Below are 21,356 nucleotides of genomic sequence, written 5' to 3'. Positions count from 1 at the left end.
TGCCCGACCGCGCCCGCGAGCATGTCAGTCACGGCGTTAGCCATGAACGCTGAGAAGGAGGCCCGGAAAGGGCGAGGCGTCGCCCTTTCCGGGCCGGTGGCGGAGGGTGGGGGATTCGAACCCCCGATACGGGATCGCCGTATAACGGTTTTCAAGACCGCCTCATTCGGCCGCTCTGACAACCCTCCAGCGCTCGCGCCGCACGCGCGAGCTACGTGTCATTCTGGCACGTTGGCCGACCCCCTGCCAAAAACTGCCGTCCAATTCGCCCGGCCAGGGGAGAAGGACACGCGGGACGAAGTAGATAATGAGGGGAGAAAGGAGCCAGGTGGTGGAAAGAAAGGCGTCAGGCCAGCCCCGCCTACAGCAGGGCCTCGAGCACGACGGCCAGGCCGTCGTCGTCGACATGGGGTGCCATGGCGTCGGCGAACTCGCGAATGTAGGGGCGGGAATTGGCCATGACGATGCCGGTGTCGGCCCAGGCGAGCATTTCGCAGTCGTTGCCGGAGTCGCCGACGGTCAGGGTCCGCCGCGCGCCCACGATCTTTTGCACGTCGGCGAGCCCCACGGCTTTGGAGATCCCGGCGGGTGCGAGGTCCATCCACGCCGACCACCCCACGGCGTACTCGATGCCGCGTAGCCCGAGCGCCTCAATGGCGTCGAGCAGTTCCATGGCGGTCATGTGGGGTGCGCGGATGGTGACGCGCGTGGTGTCGGGGCCCACCAGCTGGTCAGGCGCGGAGAGCACCACGTTGCCGGAGAGCTCGCCGACCGGGAAGGGTGCGGAGATGCGGGTGGCGGAGCTCATGGACTCGACGGCAATGGCGGCGTCGGGAAGCCCTACGAGGACTTTGGCGATTTCGGCGCTGGGGTCGAAGGTGTGGACGCGGACGATGTGGACGGCCCGGTCGGTGATGTCGGGGGAGACGGGCGTGGTGGGCGCGAGCCCCGGGTCCTCGCCGAACGCGGCGATGATCGCGCCGTTCGAGCACACGGCGTAGACGCCGCTGAGTCCAAGCGCGTCGAGCGCCAGCTGCGTGCCGGCGATCCCGCGCCCGGTGGCGATCACGACGTGCGTGCCCGCGGCTACGTGGGCGAGGATCGCGTCGCGGACGCGGGGCGAGAGTGAGGTGTCGTGGTGGAAGATCGTGCCGTCGACGTCGAGCCCGATAAGCAGATCGGGTCCGGCCGCGAGGCCGGAAAGGGCGTCACTTAGCTCGCGCATTGTTATGCCTGCAGCCCCCGGACCGGCTCAATGACCTCGCGTCCGCCCAGGTAGGGTCGGAGCGCGTGTGGCACGTAGAGCGAGCCGTCGGCCTGCTGGTGGTTTTCGAACATGGCCACGAGCCAGCGGGTGGTGGCGAGGGTGCCGTTGATGGTGGCCACGGCCTCCATCCCGTCCTCCCCGCGCTGGCGGATCTTGAGGCGGCGCGCCTGGAAGGTGGTGCAGTTCGAGGTGGAGGTGACCTCCATGAAGCGGTTCTGGGAGGGCAACCAGGCCTCGCAGTCGAACTTGCGGGCGGCGGAGGCGCCGAGGTCGCCTGCGGCGGTGTCGATCACGCGGTAGGGCAGCTCCACCTTGGCGAGCATGTCCTCTTCCCAGCCGAGGAAACGGGCGTGCTCGGCTTCGGCGTCGGCGGCGTCGCAGAAAGAGAACATTTCCACCTTGTTGAATTGGTGGACACGGATGATGCCGCGGGTGTCCTTGCCGTGCGATCCGGCTTCGCGCCGGTAGCAGGTGGACCAGCCGGCGTAGCGCTTGGGGCCGGCGGTGAGGTCGAGGATTTCGTTTTCGTGGTAGCCAGCGAGTGCCACTTCGGAGGTGCCGGTGAGGTAGAGGTCGTCGGCGGGGAGGTAGTAGATTTCGTCGGAGTGCGCGCCGAGGAAGCCGGTTCCGCCCATGACTTCCGGCTTGACCAGCGTGGGCGTGTTCATGAGTTTGAAGCCGTTGGCTTCGGCCTGGTCGGCGGCCATGGTGAGCAGCGCCAGTTCGAGGCGCGCGCCGATGCCGGTGAGGTAGTAGAAGCGCGCGCCGGAGACCTTCGCGCCGCGTTCCATGTCAAGCGCGTCGATGCCCTCGGCGACGTCGAGGTGGTCCTTGACCTGCACGCCTTCGGCGGCGAAGTCGCGGATTTTCCCGACCTCGCGCAGCACCACGTAGTCGTCTTCGCCGCCGGCGGGCACGCCGTCGACGATGATGTTTTGCAGCTTGAGCATGGCCTCCTGGAAGGCGGCCGCGGCGGAGTCGGACTTCGCTTCGAGCGCCTTGACCTGTTCGGCCATTTCCTTGGCCTTGGCCAGGATCGCGGGGCGTTCCTCGGGGCTGGCCTTGCCAACCGTGCGGGAGAGCGCCTTTTGTTCCGCACGCAGGTCCTCGAACTCCTGGAGCGACGATCGGCGGGCCTCGTCGGCGGCGAGCACGGAGTCGACGTCGGACTCCGCGGCCCCGCGGGCGCGCTGGGAGGCCTTTACTTGTTCGGGATTGTCGCGGATGGTGCGGATATCGATCATGCCTCAAGGATATGCCTTGGCTTACGAACGGGGCAATTGACGTCCGGAACGCTCGGTGCGCGGGCGGGGTGTGAGGGACGACGGCGGCCGGCTTGCGCTCCCCGTTGTGGTGGCGTTGGGCGCGGCTTGCGTCGCCTGCGACGCGGGCGGACCGGGAGAAAGGGCGCATTTGCGGGCCGGGGAAGAATTGTCGGAGGGTGGGGATAGGATGATTTCATGGATTGGGGAATCGTTGTCGGAGTGCTCGGCCTGGTGGTCGGGCTTTTTGCGCTGTGGTCGGCGGCGCGGGTGAATTCGTCGGCCGATTCCTTGCGCCTCAAGTGTGATGCGAATGAGGCGGAGATTGACGCGCTGCGGGAGCTGGTGGATCCGGGCGGGGGCGCCGCGGAGGCGGAGCCCCCGCCCGGGAAGCAGGCGGGCCCTGTGGTTGTCTTTAATCCGACGAAGAAGACGGATTTTGACTACCTGAAGACCCTGCTGGCCAGAGTCGCCGCGGATGCGGACTTGCCGGAGCCGATCTGGCTACCCACCACCGCGGAGGATCCCGGCGGCGGGCAGACCCGCCAGGCGCTGGAGATGGGCGCCTCGGTGGTGATCGCCGCGGGTGGGGATGGCACGGTGCGCAATGTGGCCGAGGTGCTGGCCGGCACGGGCACGCCGCTCGGCCTGCTCCCGGTGGGTACGGGCAACCTGCTGGCCCGCAATCTTGACCTGCCGTTCACCTCCGCCCGGCGCATGGCAGTCACCGCGCTGACCGGGCAGGAGACCACGATTGACGTGGGGTGGCTGGAAATCCCCGAGGGCGCCCCGGCGCCGCCCGCGCCGGATGCGCCCGGGGCTGGCGAGTCCACGGATCCCGATGCCTCCCAGGCGGCCAAGCCGGGGAAGTATGCCTTCTTGGTGGTGGCCGGCTTGGGTTTCGATGCTGACATCATGGCGGCTGCCGATGAAGAATCGGAGCTAAAGGCCAAGATCGGCTGGCTGGCCTACGTCAAGGCCGCGATGCCGTACCTGCGCGCGGACAGGATGTCGGCCACGATCACCGCTGGTCAGGAGGGGCAGCCGGTGCAGGTAGAGGCCCGCTCGGTCATGCTGCTCAACTGCGGGCAGCTGGTGGGCGGCCTGCTCCTCGACCCGCACACCCGCCCGGATGACGGGTGGCTTGAACTCGGAGTGCTCGACATCCGCCGCGGCCTCATCGGCTGGGTGGACGTGGCGCGCAAAGTCGGTTTCAACGGGCTGGGCCTAAAGCCGGTGAGCATGCCGGGGGTGCAGCCCTCGGGGGACCTCCACATTCACCGCATCAGCTCGGCCACCGTGGTGGCCGAATCCGCCCAACTTGTCCAGGTGGATGGCGACGTGCTCGGCGCCGCCACCACGATCTCCGGTTACATCGACAAGGGCGCGCTGCGCGTGCGCGTGGTGTAACGCGCCCGGCGCGCGAGCCCGCGCTGACCGCCCGCCACATCCGCGGGCCCGGTAAGCCCTACAGCGAGCGCTCCACCAGTGCGTCGACCCAGGCGCGGGCGCCGATGAAGTCGTCGTCGGCGGTGCCGGGCCGCAGCCGGATGCTCTTGTGGGCCGCGGACGGGTAGGACCCGAGGAACGTCACCTTGGGGCACACCCGGTGCAAGCCGAGTAGCACGGCCTGGATGCGTTCGTCCATGAGGTGCCCCTCGGCGTCGATGGAAAAGGCGTACCGGCCGAGTGAATCGCCGATCGGCCGCGACTCGATCCTCGACAGGTTCACCCCGCGTGCCTTGAACTGTTCGAGCATGTTGAGCAGGGCGCCGGCCTCGTCGGTGGGCAGTTGCACCATGAGCGTGGTCTTGTCCGCGCCCGTGCGCTCGGGTAACTTGCCGGCCTTGCCGATGAGGACGAAGCGGGTGACGGCGTCGTGGTTGTCGGCCACGGCGTCGGACAGCGACTCCAGCCCGTACTGCTGGGCGGCCAGCTTCGACACGAGCGTGGCCTGGAAGCCCGGGTTCTCCTCGCGCGCCAGTTTTTCGGCGCCGGCCGCGGTGGACGACGCGGGCAGGTGGACGACGTCGGGAAGATGCTCCCCCAACCAGTTGCGGCACTGCGTCCACGCGGCGTTATGGGTGGAGATGTGGGTGATGTCCTCCATCTTCGTGCCCGGCCGTACGGCAAGCGTGAACGCGATGTCCACCAGCACCTCGGCGTAAATGAGCAGGTCGGAGCCGGCGGCGAGCGTGTCGAGCGTGGCGTTAATCCCGCCCTCCACCGAGTTCTCGATCGGCACCACGGCGTAGTCGGCCTCCCCGGCGCGCACCATCTTGATGGCGCGCGGCGAGTCGATCGCGGGAATGTGGACCGACTCCTCCTCAGTGGAGATCTCGTTCAGCGCCTGCTGGGTGAACGTGCCGCGCGGGCCGAGAAACGAAAAACGAAGCTTGCTCATGGCCGCTAGTCTACCCGGGGCACGCTAGGCTAAATCTCATGGCAAAAAGCATGAGACTCGGGCGCGCCGGCATCGCGATCGTTGTGGGCACGGCGCTCGCGTTGCTCGCCTCGATCCTCCTCCCGCTCCTGCGCCCCGACCCCGAGCCGATGCCGCGCGGTAACAAGGTCGTGTTCGTTGGGATGACCGGCCTGCCGTGGGAAGCGGTCGGCCCGCGCACCCCCACGCTCCTCGCCCTCGCCGAGGACTCCGCCATCGCCAACGTCTCCGTCCGCACCTTCGACCTCACCACCTGCTCGCTCGCCGGCTGGGCCACGCTGAACACGGGCGTGCGCACGCGAGGCCTCGCCGACTCCCAGCAGCCCTGCCAGGAATACGGCGGCACGTTCGTAGGGCGCAGCCTCAGCCAGGACGGCCGCCTGGGCGTGTGGGACACGCTCCTCGAACACAACGAATCCAACCCGCTCCGCCCGGCCTTCGGCGCGCTCGCCACCACGGTCACCGACGCCGGGCTCAGCGTCGCCTCCATCGGCGGCGGTGGCGCGGTTGCCATCGCCGACGACGACGGCCGCCCCCTCGGCCCCGCTCTCGCCGTCTCCTCCTACGGCACGGTCAACCAGGTGGTCGAGGCCTACGAGCTGGTCAGCGACGCCGACCTCGTGGTCATCGACCTGGGCAGCGCTCACCGCGACACCACCCCCTCCTCCCACCTCGAGGCCGCGCTCGTCCCGCCCGGCCAGGTGTCGGCCCACACCCGCGCGGTCGCCGAAACGATAGACAGCCAGCTCGGCGAGCTCATCGCCACCCTCGAACCCGGCACCACCCTCATCGTGTCCTCCATCGGCGACTCCGACCGGCGCGCCGCCCGCCTGCAGATCTTCCTTGAAACCGTGATCGGCGAATCCCACCACGGGCTCGCCACCTCGGCGTCCACCCGCAAGGGCGGCCTCATCCAAAACGTCGACGTCCACGCCGCCATCCTCGACGCCCTCGGCCTCACCGCCCCCGCCACCGCCGCCGGCGCCGCCGTCACCTTCCTCGCCTCCGACGCCGGGCCGGCCACCCTCGTCGACGCCAACGACCGCGCGATCATGACCCGCGCCGTCGTCGTCCTCTTCTACCTCCTCTTCGTGTTCGGGGCCGCCCTCATTTTTGCCGCCATGATCATCACGATCCGCGGCGGGCGCTTTGGCCTCCACCACGTCTTCGCCCTCGGCGTCGTAGCCGCCATGCCCGTGGCCTCCTTCCTCATCAACCTCTTGCCCTGGTGGCGGGCCGGCCGCTTCTCCACGATCAGCTTCACGGTCGGCGTCATCCTCATTGCCCTGGCCATCGCGGAACTGGCGATGCTCGTGGTGCGGCGCGCCACCCGGCGTCGGCTCGCCGAGGAGCAGGCGGAAACCGGCCAGACCAGCGACGTCCTCACTGCCCCCGACGCCGGCGGCCTACCCGCCATCGCGCTCGGCCCCGTCCTCATCGCGTGCCTCACCGCGGTGGTGATTGGCGTGGACGCCATGCTCGGCTCCCACCTGCACGCCAGCTCCGTGCTCGGCGACCAACCCCAATCCGGCGGGCGCTTTTACGGCATCTCAAACGCCCCCTTCGCCATCTGGGCTGTGTCAATGATCTTCCTCGCCGTGGTGGCGGCCCGCGTGCTGGCGGGGAGGTGGATCGCGGTCGGCGTCGTGAGCCTGCTCGGATCCGTGGCGATCTTCATCAACGGCGCCCCACACATCGGCGCCGACTTCGGCGGCCCGCCCCCACTACTCATCGGCTTCCTGCTCCTCATCCTCATGATGCGAGGCGTGCGGATCACGCCGCTGCGGGTGATCGTGGTGGGGGTGGCGGCGGCCGCGCTCGCGGTCGGGATCTCTTGGCTCGACTGGCTCCGCCCCGACCCCACCCACCTCGGCCACTTCTTCCAATCCCTCCTCGACGGGCAGGCGCTCGACGTCGTGGCGCGCAAAGCCCACCAGCTCTTCACGCAGGTGCCGTGGCCCAGCTGGATTGTGGCCGCAGTGGTGTTGACCGGGGTAGTGGTGGCCGTGCGTCGGGCCGGCCTCGATCCCCTGCGCGACCGCACCGACTTCCCCGAACTGCGCGCCGGCGCCATTGCCGCCATCACCACGCTACTCATCGCCATGCTCATCAACGACTCCGGCCTGGTCATCCCGCTCATCGGCGGGATCTACATGGGCGGCCTGTGGGTGATCGCCGGGCTCGACGGCACCGAAAACGAGCGCTACGGGCGCAACGTCTTCGAAACGCCCCTGTCCAAAGAGCACGCGCGTGGCTAACTGGTGAGTGTGAGCAGTTTCGTTCGAAAAACCGGCGGTTTCGGGCCCAAATTCGCTAGTTAGTAACGGGCCGGCCCGCGCTCACCCTACTTGACGGCGCGGAACGGCACGCCCGGCTCGGGAACCTGCCCGGAGCGCTTGCGCGAATGGACCCGGACGCCCCGCATCCGGCGGGCGGTCACGGCCCGGACGACGTCGGCGTACTGGCTGGCCCGGTGCAACTGACCCGCGAGGTCGTTGCCCGAGGGCCGGTGGTAAAGCTTGCACGCGATCTCCTGCACGGTGAAACCCTGGGTGAGCAGGTCGATCGTCATCCCGACCTCCACGCCCCACCCCGGGGCGAGCGGGTGAGCAGCTTCCACGGCCTCGCGCGTGAGGCACCGCTGGCCGGACAGGGGTTGCTGCGCCTCCCAGCCCGTCAGCTTCTTGATCCAACGCCGCGCGTACCCGGTCACCATGCCGTGCCCGCCGGCGCCGGCCTGCGGGGGAAGGTAGGCGATCGTCATGTCGACCTCGCCCGCCAGCACGGGCGCCACCAGAGGGGCGCACTCGATGGCGGAGTCGCCTAGGTCGGCGTCGAGGAAGAGGAGCGTGCGGGGCGTGGCGTCTTCGGCGTCGCGCATCGCCACCACCGATGCGCCCGTCTCCAGTGCCGAGGCCTTGCCACGGTTGACCGAGTGGCGAACCACCGTGGCGCCGGCGGCGCGGGCGACGGAACGCGTGTCGTCGTCGGAGCCGTCGTCCACCACCACGATGAGGTCAACCTTGGGAATGGCGCGCGCGGCACGGATCGTCGCGCCGATGCGCTCCGCCTCATCTTTGGCCGGAATAACGACTGCTACACGTTCGCCCTTCACACGTAAAGTCTAACCATTCCAGGTAAAGAATGTGCAAAGGAATGCGCGAACGTGCAGGAAGTTATCGCAGAGTCACCTGGCGGGAAATGATGCCCGACCGGGTGCGGCGCTCCTCGGGGGAGAGCGGCTCGTCGGATGTGATCGCAGCGATCAGCACCTTCTCGAAGTTGGCCAGCGGGCCCTCGAGCTCCTCCGCCTCGGTGCCCGGGGCCAGCTCGAAGACGGGGATGAGCAGGCCGAGCGCGCGGAAGGCGCCGACGAACCGGGCGTCGTCAAACGTGAGCTCGCGCTTGAAGTGCAGGCGGGCAAGGCCGTCGAGCACCTTATCCTCCGATTCGGGGCGCACCCAGCGCAGGAACTCGCGCTGCATGCGGCACCAGTAGGCGCCCTCCACGCCCTCCACCTGGGTGGTGGGGACCATCTGGTCGGAGGTCTGCTGGATTGCGGCCTGCACGTTGGGATCCTGCGCGTCCTCCGCGTCCACCCAGTACTCGAACGAATCGAGGATCGTGAGCTCGCCGGCGCTGTCCGCATCGAGCACGTCCTGCAGGCGCGGGCCGGGCTCGGGCAGGTCGGCGTGCAGGATGGACTCTCCCGGCTCCAGCTCGAGCGCCTTGACCAGACGGTCTGCGATGTCGAGCGACGCATCTCCCGACGACGTCACCGCTTGCACCGCCACCAGAACTTCGCCGTTCTTGCGGCGCAGCGCCGCCCCCATGCCCGGCAGGATAGTGACGAAGGTGACCTCGCGCGAGCCGTACTCCGGCGTGGTGATCACCGTCAGCGTGGCCGCCGGGATGATCTCGCGCATCGCCACCAGCTCCGCCTCGAACGGCAGGCCCTCAAACGGGCGGTCAACAAACTGGATACGGGGCCTCTTCGGCTTGGCTTCCTTGTTACGGCGGCTGGACTTGCCCATCAAAAGTTCCTGTTCTGTCGGTGCGCGGCGCCGATGCGGGCGCGTTTGGACCAAGACTAGCAAATGCGCTGGCCGCCTTCGGGCGGCGGCGGGCGCCTGTGGATAGACTGGGCTTGTGAATCTTGCAATCTTTATGGCCACCTCCGCTGACCCTACCGCCGTCAAAATCATCCAGTATGTCGGCATTTTCGCCGTCGCGTTCGGCATCGGGGTCCTTGCGCGGCGCTGGTGGAATAACCGGTAACAACGGCGCCCGCGTGGCTGGCCGTCAAATCTCAGGACTCTGAGGCCGGATCGGCCGATTTTGGCAACGAAAAGCTACAGGGTCCTGACATATGACGAGGGTCAGTAGCGCGTGGCGGTGCTGGTGGCGTCGAGCGCCCAGGAAATCGTGCGCTCGGTGTAGAACGTGCGCGCGGGGGCAGGGGAGAGCGAGAGGTCGTGCCGGCCGCCCGGCACCGCCAACAGCTCGACGTTCCGGCCGAGCTTCGGGGCCAGGCGGACCATGTCGCCCACGTTGAGGACCACGTCCGTGCTGTCCAGCTCGGCGCCGGTGGGCTTCTTAGGGTTGCCCGAGGCGCTCGAATGGGCAACGAGGATCGGCGTCGGGATGGCCAATCCGGCCGCGAGCTGGGCCTGCGCCCGGCGCACGCCCCTGAAGAACCCGGCCAGCACGGGCACGGAGTCGAGGGGCTTGTGGGCTGGATCGAAGCGGAACTCGCCGCCGTAGTCCACGTGAAGGCGGCGGGCGTAGGCGGGGTCGAGCTTGCCGATCCGCAACAGCGGTAGCCGCGCGCCCACCCGGTCCACCAGGGCGGTGAGCTGCTTCTTTTCCAGGTCCGGGCCGTTGTGGTCAAACCAGGGCGAGTTCAAGATGATCGCGTCCGCCGCGCCAGGGTGAGCCGCCGCGAAGATCGGCACCTGAAGGCCGCCCGTCGAATGCCCGATGAGGATCACCTTGTCCGCGCCCCACGCGCGCAGCACCTCAATCGCCCGGTCGATCTCCTCGTTGCGCACGGACATGTCGCGGATGTCGTCGCGGTGCCAGCCGATGAGCGCGCGGCCCGCCCGGCGCATGTCCAGGCCCACCAGGGCCACGCCCGCCTCCCGCCACGCCGCGGCATGCTCCACGTGGAAAAACGTGTCCACGAAGCCCGGGATCCACAGGGCCGCCATGCCCGTTCGGGCGACCAGGTCCGCGGCATCGACCTCATGGACCAACACGGCGAACTCAGTGCCGCCGCACGTCGAGCCGTGGGCGCGAGGGGCACCACCGTCGTCGTCGCGAAGATAAATCCTCCGGGCGCGCCAGGACGGGCCCAGGTAGTCCGGGCCGGGGGAGCCGAGCCAGCTAGGCGCGGGGGCGGCCACTAGTCGACGACGCCGTAGAGGCGATCGCCCGCATCGCCCAGGCCGGGGACGATGTAGCCCTTCTCGTTGAGGTGGTCGTCGACGGCGGCCACCACCACGCGCACGTTCGCGCGATCCCCCAGGTGCTCCTCGAGGGTGGCGAGGCCCTCCGGTGCGGCGAGGATGCAGATCGCGGTGACGTCGCGGGCGCCGCGCTCGAGCAGGTAATCGATCGACGCGATGAGGGTGTGGCCGGTGGCGAGCATCGGGTCGAGCACAAAGCACTGGCGGCCCGTCAGGTCATCCGGCAGGCGGTTCGCGTACGTGACTGCCTCCAGCGTCTCCTCATTGCGTTTGAGCCCAAGGAAGCCGACCTCGGCCGTGGGCATCAACTTCATCATGCCCTCGAGCATCCCCAAGCCCGCGCGCAAAATCGGCACGACGATCGGGGCCGGGGTGGCCATCGCGCGGCCCGTCATCGGAGCAACCGGGGTGACGATCTGCTTGTCCACCACCTCCACGTCGCGGGTGGACTCGTAGGACAGCAACATGATCAGCTCCTCGACAAGCTGGCGGAAAACCGTGCTGGGTGTCTTCTTATCGCGCAACACGGTGAGCTTGTGGGAGACGAGCGGGTGATCAATAACCTGGAGTTTCATAGCTCTAATCTACCGCGTTCAGGGCGGTTGCGTTTCTGGATCGATACGATGTCGGTATGGAAAAATCGTGGATCAACCTGGTGCTCGAGCTGGCCGGCGGCGCCGGGGCCGAGGGCGACGTCCCCGTCGCCGCCGTCGTCGTGGACGAGGCCGGACGGGAGATCGGGCGCGGGGTCAACACCCGTGAGATCGACCACGATCCGGCCGGGCACGCCGAAATCAACGCGCTGCGCGAGGCCGGGCGGGCGCGCGGCTCGTGGAACCTGGCCGGGTGCACGCTGTATGTGACGCTCGAGCCGTGCACGATGTGTGCCGGGGCGATCGTAAACGCCCGGATCTCGCGGGTGGTGTTCGCGGCCTGGGATGAGAAGGCCGGCGCCGCCGGGTCCGTCCGCGACGTCCTGCGCGACGCCCGCCTCAACCACGAAGTCGAAGTATTCGGTGGGGTGGCCGAGGAACAGGCGGGGCGGCAGCTGCGGGAGTGGTTCGCCGCGCGGCGGGTGTAAGGGCTGGCCGGCCGGGTGTTCGAGCCGGCTCGCGACGCGGGGTGCGGGCCGTGGGGCGGCTCACCCCGAGGGCGAATTGCTCAGCGGCACGAAATTCGGTTAAGATGGCGTGCCGAGGTGGAGTGTCCGAGCGGCCGAAGGTGCAGCACTCGAAATGCTGTGTAGTTAATAGCTACCGCGGGTTCAAATCCCGCCTCCACCGCCAGAGTCCTCCGGTACGGGTTTGCCCGCGCCGGAGGATTTTTCATGCCCGACGACGCCCGGTCAAGCCCGGGGTCAAGCCTGGGGCCGGCGGACCGGGCGATTTCTCCGGTAAACATGGCGAACATCATGTGGTACTTGCGACCAGTGATCTACGGTCAGCCCGGGCTCGCGGGGTAGCCTGCCATACGGGGGAGTGGCCCGCCCAACCGGCCCACCCGGCCAACCGGCCCACTTGCACAACTACACAACGAGGGGACACACAGTGAGCACGCCAACACCAACGAGCAAGATGCCCACCCCCGTCATCGTCGGTTTCGCCCTGTTTGCCATGTTCTTCGGCGCGGGCAACTTGATCTTCCCGGTGATGATCGGCGCGAACTCGGTCGGCCACCTCCCGGCGGTCCTCCTGGGTTTCTTGCTGACGGGCGTCGTGCTACCGGTCTTAGCGATGGTGGTGAACGCCACCGAAACGGCCGGCGAGCTCCGGGCCGGCGGCGTCGCGATGCGCATCGGTCGACCGGCCGGCTTCCTGTTCACGCTGGCAATCTTCCTGTCGACGGGCATGCTGTACGCTGTGCCGCGCGTGGCCACGGTCGCCTACGAGATGTCCACTCGCCCGTTCGTTTCCGACGCCGCCCACACCTCCGGCACGCCTCTCCTCGTCTTCACGCTGGTGTTTTTCGCGGTCTCCACGCTGTACTTGGTCAATCCGCGCAAGGTCGTGGACCGCGTCGGCGGCGTCCTCACCCCGCTCCTCCTGGGCTTCCTCGCGCTCCTGATCGTCGGGGCCCTCATCCGCCTGCCGCAGATCGCGAACGCGGTGTCCACGGAGCCGTCGTCGCTGACCAGCGGCATGATCAAGGGCTACTACACGATGGACGTGCTGGCCACGTTCGTGTTCGGTGTCGTGATCGTGACGGAACTGAAGAAGCGCGGCGCCGCCACCCGCGCCGCCCGCATTGGTGGGATGATGAAGGCGGGCCTGGTGTCGGGGGCGTGCTTGGCCGTGGTGTACGTGGGCCTGGCCCTGATCGGCGCGCGCCAGGCGGGCATGGGTTTCACGAATGGCGCGGAGCTGCTCGCGTCCGTGGCGGGCCAGATGTTTGGCTCGATGGGCCAGGTCATCTTCGGCATCATCACTTTGCTCGCCTGCCTCACGACGACGATCGGCCTCCTCACCGCCTCCACCGCCTACTTCACCCGGCTCCTGCGCGTGGTCCCGCGCCCGGTGGTGATCGCGGTGCAGATCGTGGTGTCGGTGGCGCTCGCGAACCTTGGCCTGGAGCGGATTCTCGAGTTTGTGGCCCCGCTCAACCAGTTCATTTACCCGATCGCGATCGTCATCGTGGTGTTGGGCTTGGTCGAGCTGGCGCTGCCCTTCGCCCTTGATTGGGCGTACAAGCTCGGCGCGCTCGCCGCCGCCGTGGTCGCGTTCGCCGAGGCCGGCCTGATCGCCGCCTCCGAGTGTTTCCTCGCGATCAAACCCGCCGTCGACGCCCTCCCCGCCTCCGACCTCCAGATGGGCTGGACGACCCCCGCCCTCGCGGCCATCGTCATCGGCTTTATTCTCGACGCCCGACGTCGTCGCCCCCGCCGCGCCTAGCCGCCACCTGTCGCCGACGCCAACCCGCCCGACGACGTCGCCCCGCCGCGCCTAGCCGCCACCGAACCCCTGCCCTGCGTTTCTCGTCACGCACAGTGTTTTCGCGTCACTTAAACGGCCGATTTTGGAGTGCACAAAACCCTTTTGGTGACGAGAAACGAAAGAACGCGCGCCCCGAGGTCATCCCCCGGTCTACTTCGCACGGCGGGGCGGTCGCGTTTAGACTAGGACGGTTGAAGGTCGCGTGGTGCGCGAACTTTTGCTCCGGCACGGTTCCGGGCCACGCGACCCAAAGCGTGATCCGGCACCCCACCCGCCCAGGGCGGTGTGCTGTGGGAGGTGCGGCGGCCCCAAAGCCGCGGCCCCAGCGTGCGAGGCGTGAAGGAGTAACTGTGTCGCAAGATTTGTCCGGCCCAACCCCGTCGTCGATCGGTTTTGATCGGGACAAGTACATTGATATGCAGTCGGCCCACATTCGTGAGCGGCGTGAGCGGATCGGCGGGAAGCTCTACTTGGAGATGGGCGGCAAGCTCTTCGACGATAATCATGCTGCCCGCGTCCTGCCCGGCTTCACGCCGGACAACAAGATCGTGATGTTGGAGCAGATCAAGGACCAGATCGAGATCCTGGTCTGCCTCAACGCGAAGGACATTCAGCGGCAGAAGAAGCGCGGCGACTTGCAGATTACGTACGAGGAGGACGTGCTGCGCCTGATTGACGTGTTCCGCGAGCGCGGGTTCCTGGTGGAGAACGTGGTGATGACGCAGATTGAGGCGGGTAACCGCCAGGCGCACCAGTTCTCGGACCGGCTGGAGCGCCTGGGCCTGAAGGTGGCCCACCATTACACGATCCCGGGTTACCCGTCGAACACGAAGCTGATCGTGTCGGATGAGGGGCTGGGCCGCAACGATTACGTCCGCACTTCCCGCGATCTCATCCTGGTCACGGCGCCCGGCCCGGGATCGGGTAAGCTCGCCACCTGCCTTTCCCAGATCTACCACGAGTTCAAGCGGGGCGTCCCGGCCGGTTACGCCAAGTTCGAGACCTTCCCGATTTGGAATATCGCGCTGGAGCACCCGGTGAACTTGGCCTACGAGGCGGCGACCGCGGACCTCGAGGACAACAACGTCATTGACCCCTACCACCTCGCCGCTTACGGCAAGCAGGTCACGTCCTACAACCGCGACGTGGACGTCTTTCCGCTGCTGCGCTCGCTGCTCGAGCTGATGATGGGCGAGTCGCCGTACAAGTCGCCCACGGACATGGGCGTGAACATGGTGGGCATGTGCATTTCCGACGACGACGCCGTCCGGCGCGCCTCCCGCCAGGAGATCGTGCGCCGGTATTACAAGGCGCTGGTGGATGAGGCAGCGAATGACCTGGAGCCGGCGCAGTCGGACCGGATTGCGCTCATCATGGCGGAGGCCGGGATCACGGCGGAGGAGCGGCGCGTGGTGGAGCCGGCGCTCGCGATTGAGCAGGCGACGGGCGAGCCGGGCTGCGCGATCGAGTTGCGCGACGGCACGATCATCCAGGGCAAGACCTCCCCGCTACTGGGCTGTTCGGCGGCGATGTTGCTCAACGCCCTCAAGCACCTGGCCGGCATCGATCCGGAGTTGCACCTGCTCTCCCCGGAGTCAATCGAGCCGATCCAGACCCTGAAGACCGAGCACCTCGGCTCGCGTAATCCGCGCCTGCACACGGACGAGGTGCTGATCGCGCTGTCGGTGTCGGCGTCGACGTCGCCCGAGGCCCGCCTCGCGCTTGAGCAGCTGCGCAACCTTGAGGGCTGCGACGTGCACACCACCACGATCCTGGGCACGGTGGACGAGGGGATTTTCCGCAACTTGGGCATCCTCGTCACGTCCGAGCCGCACTACCAGCGCAAGACCCTTTACAGGAAGAGATAGCATGCCAGCTACAACGCTCGGCTTGACGTCGGCGGAAGTTGAGGAACGGCGTCGTGACGGCCGCGCTAACGAGCTCCCCCCGCGCACGGGCAAGTCCGTGGGGCAGATCGTCCGCCAGAACGTCTTCACGCGGATCAACGCGATCCTGTTCGTCCTGTTCGTCATGGTGATGACCACCGGATCGCTCATTAACGGCGCGTTTGGCCTGCTCATCGTGGTGAACTCCGGCATCGGCATCGTCCAGGAGTTGCGCGCGAAGCGCACGCTCGAGTCCCTCGTGATCGTGGGGGAGGAGCGCCCGCGCGTGTGGCGCGACGGCGAGCTTACCGAGGTGGCCCAGGAGGAGCTGGTGCTCGACGACGTCGTCCGGGTCGGCGCGGGGAACCAGATCGTGGTCGACGGCGTGGTGCGCGCCTCGGACTACCTGTCGGTGGACGAGTCGAACCTGACGGGAGAGTCGGACGCGGTGCGGAAGGCGCCGGGGGATCCGATCATGTCGGGGTCGTTTGTCGTGTCCGGGTCGGGCGATTATGAGGTGACGAAGGTCGGCGCGGATTCGTACGCGGCCAAGCTCGCCGCGGAGGCCTCCCGGTTTTCGCTCGCGCGTTCGGAGTTGCAGGCGGGCATCAACACGATCCTGAAATACATCACGTGGGTGCTCATCCCCGTGGGCCTGCTGACGATTTATTCACAGACCAGCGACGGCGTCCACAGCTACCGCGCCGTGGTCCTGGAGATCACGGGCGCGCTGGTGCCGATGGTGCCGGAGGGCCTGGTGCTCATCACGTCCACGGCGTTCGCGCTCGGGGTGATCCGGCTCGGCAAGCGGCAGTGCCTGGTCCAGGAGCTGCCCGCGATCGAGGGGCTGGCGCGCGTGGACGTGGTCTGCGCCGACAAAACCGGCACGCTGACCGAGAACACGCTGGTGTTCGCCGAACTTGAGGTTGTTCACGACGCCGGCCGCGCGGCTCGCGTCGACAGTGCGGGGCACGACGGCGGGGCCGAGGGCGCCGACGGCACAGTCGGCCGTGGTGAGCCGAACGCGCAGGAAAGCGAGTGCGCCCAGATCCTGGCGCAGCTGGTGGCTACCGACCCGGACCCGAACGCTACCGCGCAAGCCATCGCCGAGCACTTTTCGGTGGAGGGCGAGGCCTGGGAGGTGGCCGAGCGGGCGCCGTTCAGTTCGGCCACGAAGTGGTCGGGGGCCACGTTCGCTCGGCCGGACAGGGTCACGTACGTTATGGGCGCCCCGGATGTCCTCGGCGGCGACCACCCTGCCGCCGCACGCGCTGAGGAGATCGGGGCCACGGGCCGCCGCGTCCTTATGCTGGGAAGGGCCGAACGGGAGGTCGGCGAGGAAGGCGCGCCCGGCGTCGTGACTCCGCTTGCCCTCATCATCTTCGAGCAGAAGATCCGCCCCGACGCCCGCGCCACCCTCGAGTTCTTCGCCGAGCAGGACGTAGAAGTCAAGGTGATCTCGGGCGACAACGCGGCGTCGGTGGGGGCCGTGACCGAGCGCCTCGGCGTCGAGCAGGGCACGCCCGTCGACGCCCGCCACATCGAGCCGGACGACTTCGCCCGCACCATCGAGCACAACCGCGTGTTCGGGCGCGTACGCCCCGACCAGAAGCAAGACATAGTCAAGGCCCTCCAATCCAACGGGCACACGGTGGCCATGACCGGCGACGGCGTCAACGACGTCCTCGCCCTCAAAGACGCCGACATCGGTGTCGCCATGGGCTCCGGCTCCGCCGCCACCCGCGCGGTGGCCAAGATCGTCCTGCTTGACAACCGCTTCGCCACCCTCCCGCACGTCGTGGCCGAGGGCCGGCGCGTAATCGGCAACATCGAGCGCGTCGCCAACCTCTTCCTCACGAAGACGATCTACTCCGCCTTCCTCGCGATCCTCGTGATCCTCGCCGCCGTGCCCTTCCCCTTCATGCCGATCCACGTGACGATCACCGGCTGGTTCACCATCGGCATCCCCGCCTTCATCCTCGCTCTGCCCCCGAATCACAACCGGGCGCGGCCACACTTCGTGCGCCGCGTGCTGCGCTTCGCGGTGCCGGCGGGGGTGGTGGTCGGGACGACGTCGTTCCTCGCCTACATGGTTGCCTCCGGGTGGGACGTGCCGGACGTGCACGTGCAAGAGTCGACCGCGGCGCTCGTGGCCCTCATCATCCCCTCGTCCTGGGTGCTGTTCTGCATCGCCCGCCCGCTCTCTGCGTGGAAGCTCGCGCTCGTGGTGCTGCCGCTGGTCGGGTACGGCGTGATCTTCAACTGGGACCTCACGCAGCGCATCTTCATGCTCGACTCCTCCAACGGCCCCATGATGTGGCAAGCCACGCTGATCGGCTTGGCGGGCGCGCTCGCGGTCGAGGCGCTATGGTGGATCATCCGGGCGCGCGCCGACGAGCCCACGCCCCTGTGGAAGCCCGAACCGTTTTTCGAGGAGAGTGCATGATCGCCGAGCTTCGTTTCTTCGCCGCGGCAGCCGACGCCGCCGGCACCGACACCGCCACCGTGGAGGTCCCGCAGGGCGCCACGGTCGAGGAGTTGGCGGCGCGCGTTCACGACGCCGTCGCCCCCGCCGACCCCGACCGCCTCACCCGCGTCCTGGGCCTGTGTTCCTTCCTGGTGAACGGCAAGCACGCCGAGCGGGAGGCCGTCCTCCCCGACGACCCGCGCGTGGACGTTCTACCCCCGTTCGCCGGAGGCTGAGGTGGGCGTGAAGAGCAGTTCGGCTGGGATGATCGCCCCGCTCGTGGAGCCAGGCCCCGAACTGACCCTCGACCAGCGGGAACGCTACGCGCGCCACATCGCGCGGGCGGAGATCGGCGAGCTTGGACAGCGGAGGTTGCTAGGGGCGCGGGTGCTGATGATCGGGGCCGGAGGCCTCGGATCGCCAGCGCTGCTCTATCTGGCGGCGGCGGGAGTGGGCGCGGTCGGCGTCGTGGACGCCGACCGCGTGGACCTCACCAATCTTCAACGCCAGGTTATCCATTCGACCGCCGCGGTCGGGGAGCTCAAGGTGGCTTCGGCGGCGCGTCGGCTCAAGGAGCTCAACCCGGGCCTTGCTGTGGAGACCTTCCCCGTGAGGCTGACGGAGGATAACGTCGATGGGGTGCTGGCCGGCTGGGACCTCGTGCTGGACGGCACGGACAACCTGCCCACCCGGTTCCTCATCTCCGATGCTGCCGCGCGTGCCGGCATCCCCGTGGTGTGGGGTGCGCTGCTGGGCTGGCAGGCCCAAGTGTCGGTGTTCTGGACTGGGCCGCGGGCCGTGGCCGCCGGATTCCCCGGTCCTGACGGGCTCTGTCTGCGCGACCTCTTCCCCGTTGAACCTCCCGCCGGCTCCCTGCCCACCACCGCCGAGGTGGGGCTCATGGGCGCGGCGCCCGGCCAGACGGGCGCGGTCATGGCCGCCGAGGCCATCAAGCTCATCACCGGGGCTGGCCACCCGCTGGTTGGGCGCGTCCTCTTCATCGACGTGCTCGCCGGCCGCACGCAGGAGATCCCCTTCGGCCCCCGCTGACCGCCCGGCACCGGCTAGTCGGCGATCGAGAAGTCCCGCGCCAGCTCCATCGCACGCTCCGGGTCAAGTACGGCCAGGTGCGGCAGCGGATTAATCCCGCTGACCTCCACATAATCGGTGAGCATCTGCCGCACGGTCTCGCGTAACTCCTCGGGTTGCCAGGGCTTGGCGATGTAGTGGTCGAGGTCGGCGTCGTTGACGGCGCGGATCGTGTCGGACAGGTCGGCCTGCCCGGTCACGAGCACCTTGCGAGTGTCCACGGTCCGATCGTCGTCCATCATCTGCACCAGGAATTCCACGCCGGTGGTGCCGGGCATGCGGTGGTCGCACAGGACGAGGGCGAGCGCGTCGCCGTCTTCGTCGATGTCGTCCACCACCTCCCAGGCGTCCTCGACGTCCTCGGCGGGCTCGATACGAGCCACGTCAGCGAAGTCGATGAGGTCGCGCTCGATGGAGGCGCGCACCTCCGGCTCGTCCTCCACGATGAGAATTGCAAGTTTCATGGTTCCTCCTACTCGGCTCTCTGCTCTGCTATTTGGCTTGTTGTGACGCCGTCCGCCCGGCCCGTACCAGCGCCCTCAGCCTCCCTCGGCGGCCCGGCGATTGGCAGCGACACGGTGAAGGTGGTGCCGCTCGGCCCGGTGTCCACGCGGATGTGGCCGCCGTGCCGCGTGACCATTGACCGCACCACCGACAGTCCAATCCCCATCCCGAACCGCACCTGCCCGCCCTTGGTGGTGAAGCGCGGTTCGAACATGTTCTTCTGGATGTCGGGTGCGATGCCGGGCCCGTTGTCGGCGATCGCCACGGTGACGTTGCCGCCCTCCACGCCGGTGGTGATGCGGATGCGGGCGCCCGGCTGGTCGGCCATGGCTTCGGCGGCGTTGGTGATGAGGTTGGTCCACACTTGGGAGAGTTGGCCGGGGTTGCCGGTGATGTGGGGGATGGTGTGGAAGTCGCGTTCCACTTCGACGTTGAGGAGGCGATGGGAGACGAGTCGGAGGGTGTCGTCGAGACCCACGTGCACGTCCACGTTCGTGATGGGGTCGCCGTCGGGGCGCGCGTAGGAGCGCAGCGAGGCCACCAGCTCGGTTACCCGGTGTGTGGCCGTGGAAATGTTGCGCAGGCCCGTGCCGATCGACGCCGCCAGCTCCACGGTCTCCAGGTCGATGCCGCGCGAGCGCAGGACTTCCTTGGCGAAGCCTGGGTCGTGGATTCCGGCGAGCACGAGGCGCTGGGCCGCGGCCCGGTCACCCGTCACCGCTTCCAGTTCGCGCCGAATCTTTCGCTCCTCGCGCGTTGTTAACGACGCCGCCCCGTGAGCCGCGTCCATCGCCGCCAGCACGCGCCGCGCCCACTTTTGGTCCTTCGCGGTGGAGGTGAGGGCGTGGACGTCGTCGTAGAGGTGGTCGCCGATGCGTTCGATGGCGGCCATCGGGTTGTTGAGCTCGTGGGCCACTCCGGCCGCGAGCTCGCCGAGCGACGCGAAACGCGCCTGGCTCATGAGCTCGGCGCGGGCCGCCTCGAGGTTGCGCAGAGCCTGGGCAAGGTTGGCGCGCTCCCGCTCGAGTTCGGCAGTGAGCTCCACCTGCTCGATCTGAATATCTTCCGAGCGGCGCAGGCGCCGGTCAAACGAGCGCACGAACAGCGCCGCCACCAGGGAGGGGATCTCCGAATTGTGGCTCCAAATGTAGTTCATCTGCTCGAAGGTGAGCTGGACGGCCACCACGTTGGTGGTCGTGCGCGAGGTAAAGAACGCGTTGCGGCCGGAGGTCAGGGCCAGCATGCCGATGAGGCGGCCGGTGGTGGAGCGGTGCATGGTGACGTCGCCGACGTCGGAACGCATCTCGAGCGCGACCTGCCCCGACAGCGCCAGCGTGATCTCCTCCACCCGTTCGCCCTCGGTGGTCAGGCGCGTGTTGGGCGGGTGGTGGACGCGCGGCTGGTAGCCGAGTAGCTCGTCGGCGAGTTCGACGATCCGGTGGACGATCTCCAGGTCGGAGGCGTCGAGGTGGAGGGCGAAGCGCTCGTCCACCGTGGCGCGCTCGCGGCGCCCGCCGGCCTTGACGCGAGTGTTCTTGCGGTAGCGGCGCAGCTGGGTGCGGATGTCGCGAGTGAAGGGCAGGTGGGGGATGTCGGGGAGGTAAGCGAGGAGGTCGAGGCGGTTGGAGTCGGCGAGGGCGGACAGGCCGCTGATCTCGCGCTCAGTGGCGAGTAGCGCCACGCGCACGTCCTCATGTCCGGGGGCGGCGATGAAGTCGAACAGGGGGTGACCGGGGCCGAGCCCGTGCTTGTCCACGGTCAGGGTCACGACGGCGAGCTCGTCCAGCTCCGGCTCCCGCTCGATGAGCTCGGTCAGGTCGGCCATGAGGTGGACCCGGCACTCCCCGCGCAACCCCTCCGCGAGCCACTCGGGGACTGCCGCGGTGGCGGGGTCGGTGCCGAGCATGACGACGTCGAGCGGGCGCGCGTCCACAATCGGGATCGACGGCTGGACGCCGAAGTTCGCCGTGTCGAGCGCGGGGGTATGGAATGGTGCGCGGTTGAACGCGACCGAGTCGGACGTCGTCGGGAACCCCATCG

Annotated in this window: 18 protein-coding genes and 2 tRNA genes; 10 read left to right on the top strand and 10 right to left on the bottom strand. The window is 68.2% G+C overall.

Features of this window, described 5'->3' with window-relative positions; all coding sequences use genetic code 11:
- Positions 1–97: 97 nt before the first annotated feature.
- The 3 genes from HMPREF3167_RS04990 to serS form a co-directional block, all read right to left on the bottom strand.
- Positions 98–188: transfer RNA gene (locus tag HMPREF3167_RS04990), tRNA-Ser, on the bottom strand.
- Positions 189–361: 173 nt separating this feature from the next.
- The gene (locus tag HMPREF3167_RS04985) at positions 362–1,225 is read right to left on the bottom strand and encodes an HAD family hydrolase (RefSeq protein ID WP_062612979.1); all 864 of its coding nucleotides are present in this window, start codon (positions 1,223–1,225) and stop codon (positions 362–364) included.
- A 2-nt stretch (positions 1,226–1,227) separates the two neighbouring features.
- Entirely contained in the window at positions 1,228–2,511 is a 1,284-nt protein-coding gene (gene serS, locus HMPREF3167_RS04980) for a serine--tRNA ligase (RefSeq protein ID WP_062612981.1), read from the bottom strand.
- 216 nt (positions 2,512–2,727) lie between these two features.
- Here serS and HMPREF3167_RS04975 point away from each other — a divergent pair, with 216 nt between their 5' ends.
- Positions 2,728–3,939, top strand: coding sequence for a diacylglycerol/lipid kinase family protein (locus tag HMPREF3167_RS04975; protein WP_068539034.1), 1,212 nt, complete (start codon positions 2,728–2,730; stop codon positions 3,937–3,939).
- Positions 3,940–3,997: 58 nt separating this feature from the next.
- On the opposite strand, the gene pheA is transcribed toward HMPREF3167_RS04975, so the two are convergent.
- A complete protein-coding gene (gene pheA, locus HMPREF3167_RS04970; protein ID WP_062612985.1) occupies positions 3,998–4,933 on the bottom strand; it encodes a prephenate dehydratase in 936 nt (311 codons plus the stop codon).
- A 50-nt stretch (positions 4,934–4,983) separates the two neighbouring features.
- On the opposite strand from pheA, the gene HMPREF3167_RS04965 reads away from it, so the two are divergent.
- Entirely contained in the window at positions 4,984–7,230 is a 2,247-nt protein-coding gene (locus tag HMPREF3167_RS04965) for a hypothetical protein (protein WP_070445831.1), read from the top strand.
- A gap of 86 nt (positions 7,231–7,316) precedes the next feature.
- On the opposite strand, the gene HMPREF3167_RS04960 is transcribed toward HMPREF3167_RS04965, so the two are convergent.
- Complete coding sequence (locus HMPREF3167_RS04960; RefSeq protein WP_068539036.1) at positions 7,317–8,087, bottom strand: glycosyltransferase; 771 nt, start codon at positions 8,085–8,087, stop codon at positions 7,317–7,319.
- Between the two features lie 61 nt (positions 8,088–8,148).
- Entirely contained in the window at positions 8,149–9,006 is an 858-nt protein-coding gene (locus HMPREF3167_RS04955) for a DUF5926 family protein (protein WP_068539037.1), read from the bottom strand.
- 115 nt (positions 9,007–9,121) lie between these two features.
- Here HMPREF3167_RS04955 and HMPREF3167_RS10110 point away from each other — a divergent pair, with 115 nt between their 5' ends.
- Positions 9,122–9,250: a hypothetical protein gene (locus HMPREF3167_RS10110; protein WP_256359270.1), complete on the top strand. Its 129-nt coding sequence runs from the start codon at positions 9,122–9,124 to the stop codon at positions 9,248–9,250.
- A gap of 101 nt (positions 9,251–9,351) precedes the next feature.
- Here HMPREF3167_RS10110 and HMPREF3167_RS04950 read toward each other — a convergent pair whose 3' ends face one another.
- Together HMPREF3167_RS04950 and upp are read right to left on the bottom strand one after the other, a co-directional pair.
- Complete coding sequence (locus HMPREF3167_RS04950; RefSeq protein ID WP_062612993.1) at positions 9,352–10,377, bottom strand: alpha/beta hydrolase; 1,026 nt, start codon at positions 10,375–10,377, stop codon at positions 9,352–9,354.
- A complete protein-coding gene (gene upp / locus HMPREF3167_RS04945) occupies positions 10,377–11,015 on the bottom strand; it encodes a uracil phosphoribosyltransferase (protein WP_062612995.1) in 639 nt (212 codons plus the stop codon). Before upp ends, HMPREF3167_RS04950 begins: the two co-directional genes overlap by 1 nt.
- Positions 11,016–11,071: 56 nt before the next feature.
- Between upp and HMPREF3167_RS04940 the strand changes: the two genes are divergently transcribed.
- The 7 genes from HMPREF3167_RS04940 to HMPREF3167_RS04910 all read left to right on the top strand — a co-directional run bounded on the left by HMPREF3167_RS04940 (position 11,072) and on the right by HMPREF3167_RS04910 (position 18,773).
- Positions 11,072–11,521, top strand: a complete 450-nt coding sequence (locus HMPREF3167_RS04940) for a nucleoside deaminase (RefSeq protein WP_068539038.1) — start codon at positions 11,072–11,074, stop codon at positions 11,519–11,521.
- Positions 11,522–11,637: 116 nt separating this feature from the next.
- Positions 11,638–11,726, top strand: a tRNA-Ser gene (locus tag HMPREF3167_RS04935).
- A 288-nt stretch (positions 11,727–12,014) separates the two neighbouring features.
- Positions 12,015–13,328 carry a branched-chain amino acid transport system II carrier protein gene (brnQ, locus tag HMPREF3167_RS04930; RefSeq protein WP_070445828.1) on the top strand — a complete coding sequence of 438 codons (1,314 nt, stop codon included), beginning with the start codon at positions 12,015–12,017 and terminating at the stop codon, positions 13,326–13,328.
- Positions 13,329–13,720: 392 nt separating this feature from the next.
- Positions 13,721–15,238 (top strand): DUF1846 domain-containing protein, encoded by a 1,518-nt coding sequence (locus tag HMPREF3167_RS04925; protein ID WP_349814161.1) that lies wholly within the window; start codon positions 13,721–13,723, stop codon positions 15,236–15,238.
- A gap of 1 nt (position 15,239) precedes the next feature.
- On the top strand, positions 15,240–17,702 hold the full coding sequence (locus tag HMPREF3167_RS04920) for an HAD-IC family P-type ATPase (RefSeq protein ID WP_068539039.1): 2,463 nt from the start codon (positions 15,240–15,242) through the stop codon (positions 17,700–17,702).
- Positions 17,699–17,959, top strand: coding sequence for a MoaD/ThiS family protein (locus HMPREF3167_RS04915; protein WP_068539040.1), 261 nt, complete (start codon positions 17,699–17,701; stop codon positions 17,957–17,959). The genes HMPREF3167_RS04920 and HMPREF3167_RS04915 overlap by 4 nt, the downstream gene beginning before the upstream one ends.
- A gap of 7 nt (positions 17,960–17,966) precedes the next feature.
- A complete protein-coding gene (locus HMPREF3167_RS04910; protein ID WP_201783140.1) occupies positions 17,967–18,773 on the top strand; it encodes a HesA/MoeB/ThiF family protein in 807 nt (268 codons plus the stop codon).
- Positions 18,774–18,787: 14 nt separating this feature from the next.
- On the opposite strand, the gene HMPREF3167_RS04905 is transcribed toward HMPREF3167_RS04910, so the two are convergent.
- A complete protein-coding gene (locus tag HMPREF3167_RS04905) occupies positions 18,788–19,276 on the bottom strand; it encodes a response regulator (RefSeq protein WP_062613003.1) in 489 nt (162 codons plus the stop codon).
- Between the two features lie 8 nt (positions 19,277–19,284).
- Positions 19,285–21,354 carry an ATP-binding protein gene (locus HMPREF3167_RS04900; RefSeq protein WP_068539041.1) on the bottom strand — a complete coding sequence of 690 codons (2,070 nt, stop codon included), beginning with the start codon at positions 21,352–21,354 and terminating at the stop codon, positions 19,285–19,287.
- Between the last annotated feature and the right edge of the window lie 2 nt (positions 21,355–21,356).

The sequence above is a fragment of the Trueperella sp. HMSC08B05 genome, from assembly GCF_001808405.1.
Lineage (GTDB): Bacteria > Actinomycetota > Actinomycetes > Actinomycetales > Actinomycetaceae > Trueperella > Trueperella bernardiae.
The sequence above is the reverse complement of the archived record's forward strand: the minus strand, read 5'-3'. Positions and strand labels throughout refer to the sequence as shown.

What these genes read in the sequence shown, in the direction of transcription:
- HMPREF3167_RS04940 (WP_068539038.1), top strand. Translation starts at nt 11,072, where the DNA reads ATGGAAAAATCGTGGATCAACCTGGTGCTCGAGCTGGCCGGCGGCGCC.
- HMPREF3167_RS04905 (WP_062613003.1), bottom strand. Translation starts at nt 19,276, where the DNA reads ATGAAACTTGCAATTCTCATCGTGGAGGACGAGCCGGAGGTGCGCGCC.
- HMPREF3167_RS04915 (WP_068539040.1), top strand. Translation starts at nt 17,699, where the DNA reads ATGATCGCCGAGCTTCGTTTCTTCGCCGCGGCAGCCGACGCCGCCGGC.
- serS (WP_062612981.1), bottom strand. Translation starts at nt 2,511, where the DNA reads ATGATCGATATCCGCACCATCCGCGACAATCCCGAACAAGTAAAGGCC.
- upp (WP_062612995.1), bottom strand. Translation starts at nt 11,015, where the DNA reads ATGAAACTCCAGGTTATTGATCACCCGCTCGTCTCCCACAAGCTCACC.
- HMPREF3167_RS04955 (WP_068539037.1), bottom strand. Translation starts at nt 9,006, where the DNA reads ATGGGCAAGTCCAGCCGCCGTAACAAGGAAGCCAAGCCGAAGAGGCCC.
- HMPREF3167_RS04900 (WP_068539041.1), bottom strand. Translation starts at nt 21,354, where the DNA reads ATGGGGTTCCCGACGACGTCCGACTCGGTCGCGTTCAACCGCGCACCA.
- HMPREF3167_RS04965 (WP_070445831.1), top strand. Translation starts at nt 4,984, where the DNA reads ATGAGACTCGGGCGCGCCGGCATCGCGATCGTTGTGGGCACGGCGCTC.
- HMPREF3167_RS04920 (WP_068539039.1), top strand. Translation starts at nt 15,240, where the DNA reads ATGCCAGCTACAACGCTCGGCTTGACGTCGGCGGAAGTTGAGGAACGG.
- brnQ (WP_070445828.1), top strand. Translation starts at nt 12,015, where the DNA reads ATGCCCACCCCCGTCATCGTCGGTTTCGCCCTGTTTGCCATGTTCTTC.
- pheA (WP_062612985.1), bottom strand. Translation starts at nt 4,933, where the DNA reads ATGAGCAAGCTTCGTTTTTCGTTTCTCGGCCCGCGCGGCACGTTCACC.
- HMPREF3167_RS04985 (WP_062612979.1), bottom strand. Translation starts at nt 1,225, where the DNA reads ATGCGCGAGCTAAGTGACGCCCTTTCCGGCCTCGCGGCCGGACCCGAT.
- HMPREF3167_RS04975 (WP_068539034.1), top strand. Translation starts at nt 2,728, where the DNA reads ATGGATTGGGGAATCGTTGTCGGAGTGCTCGGCCTGGTGGTCGGGCTT.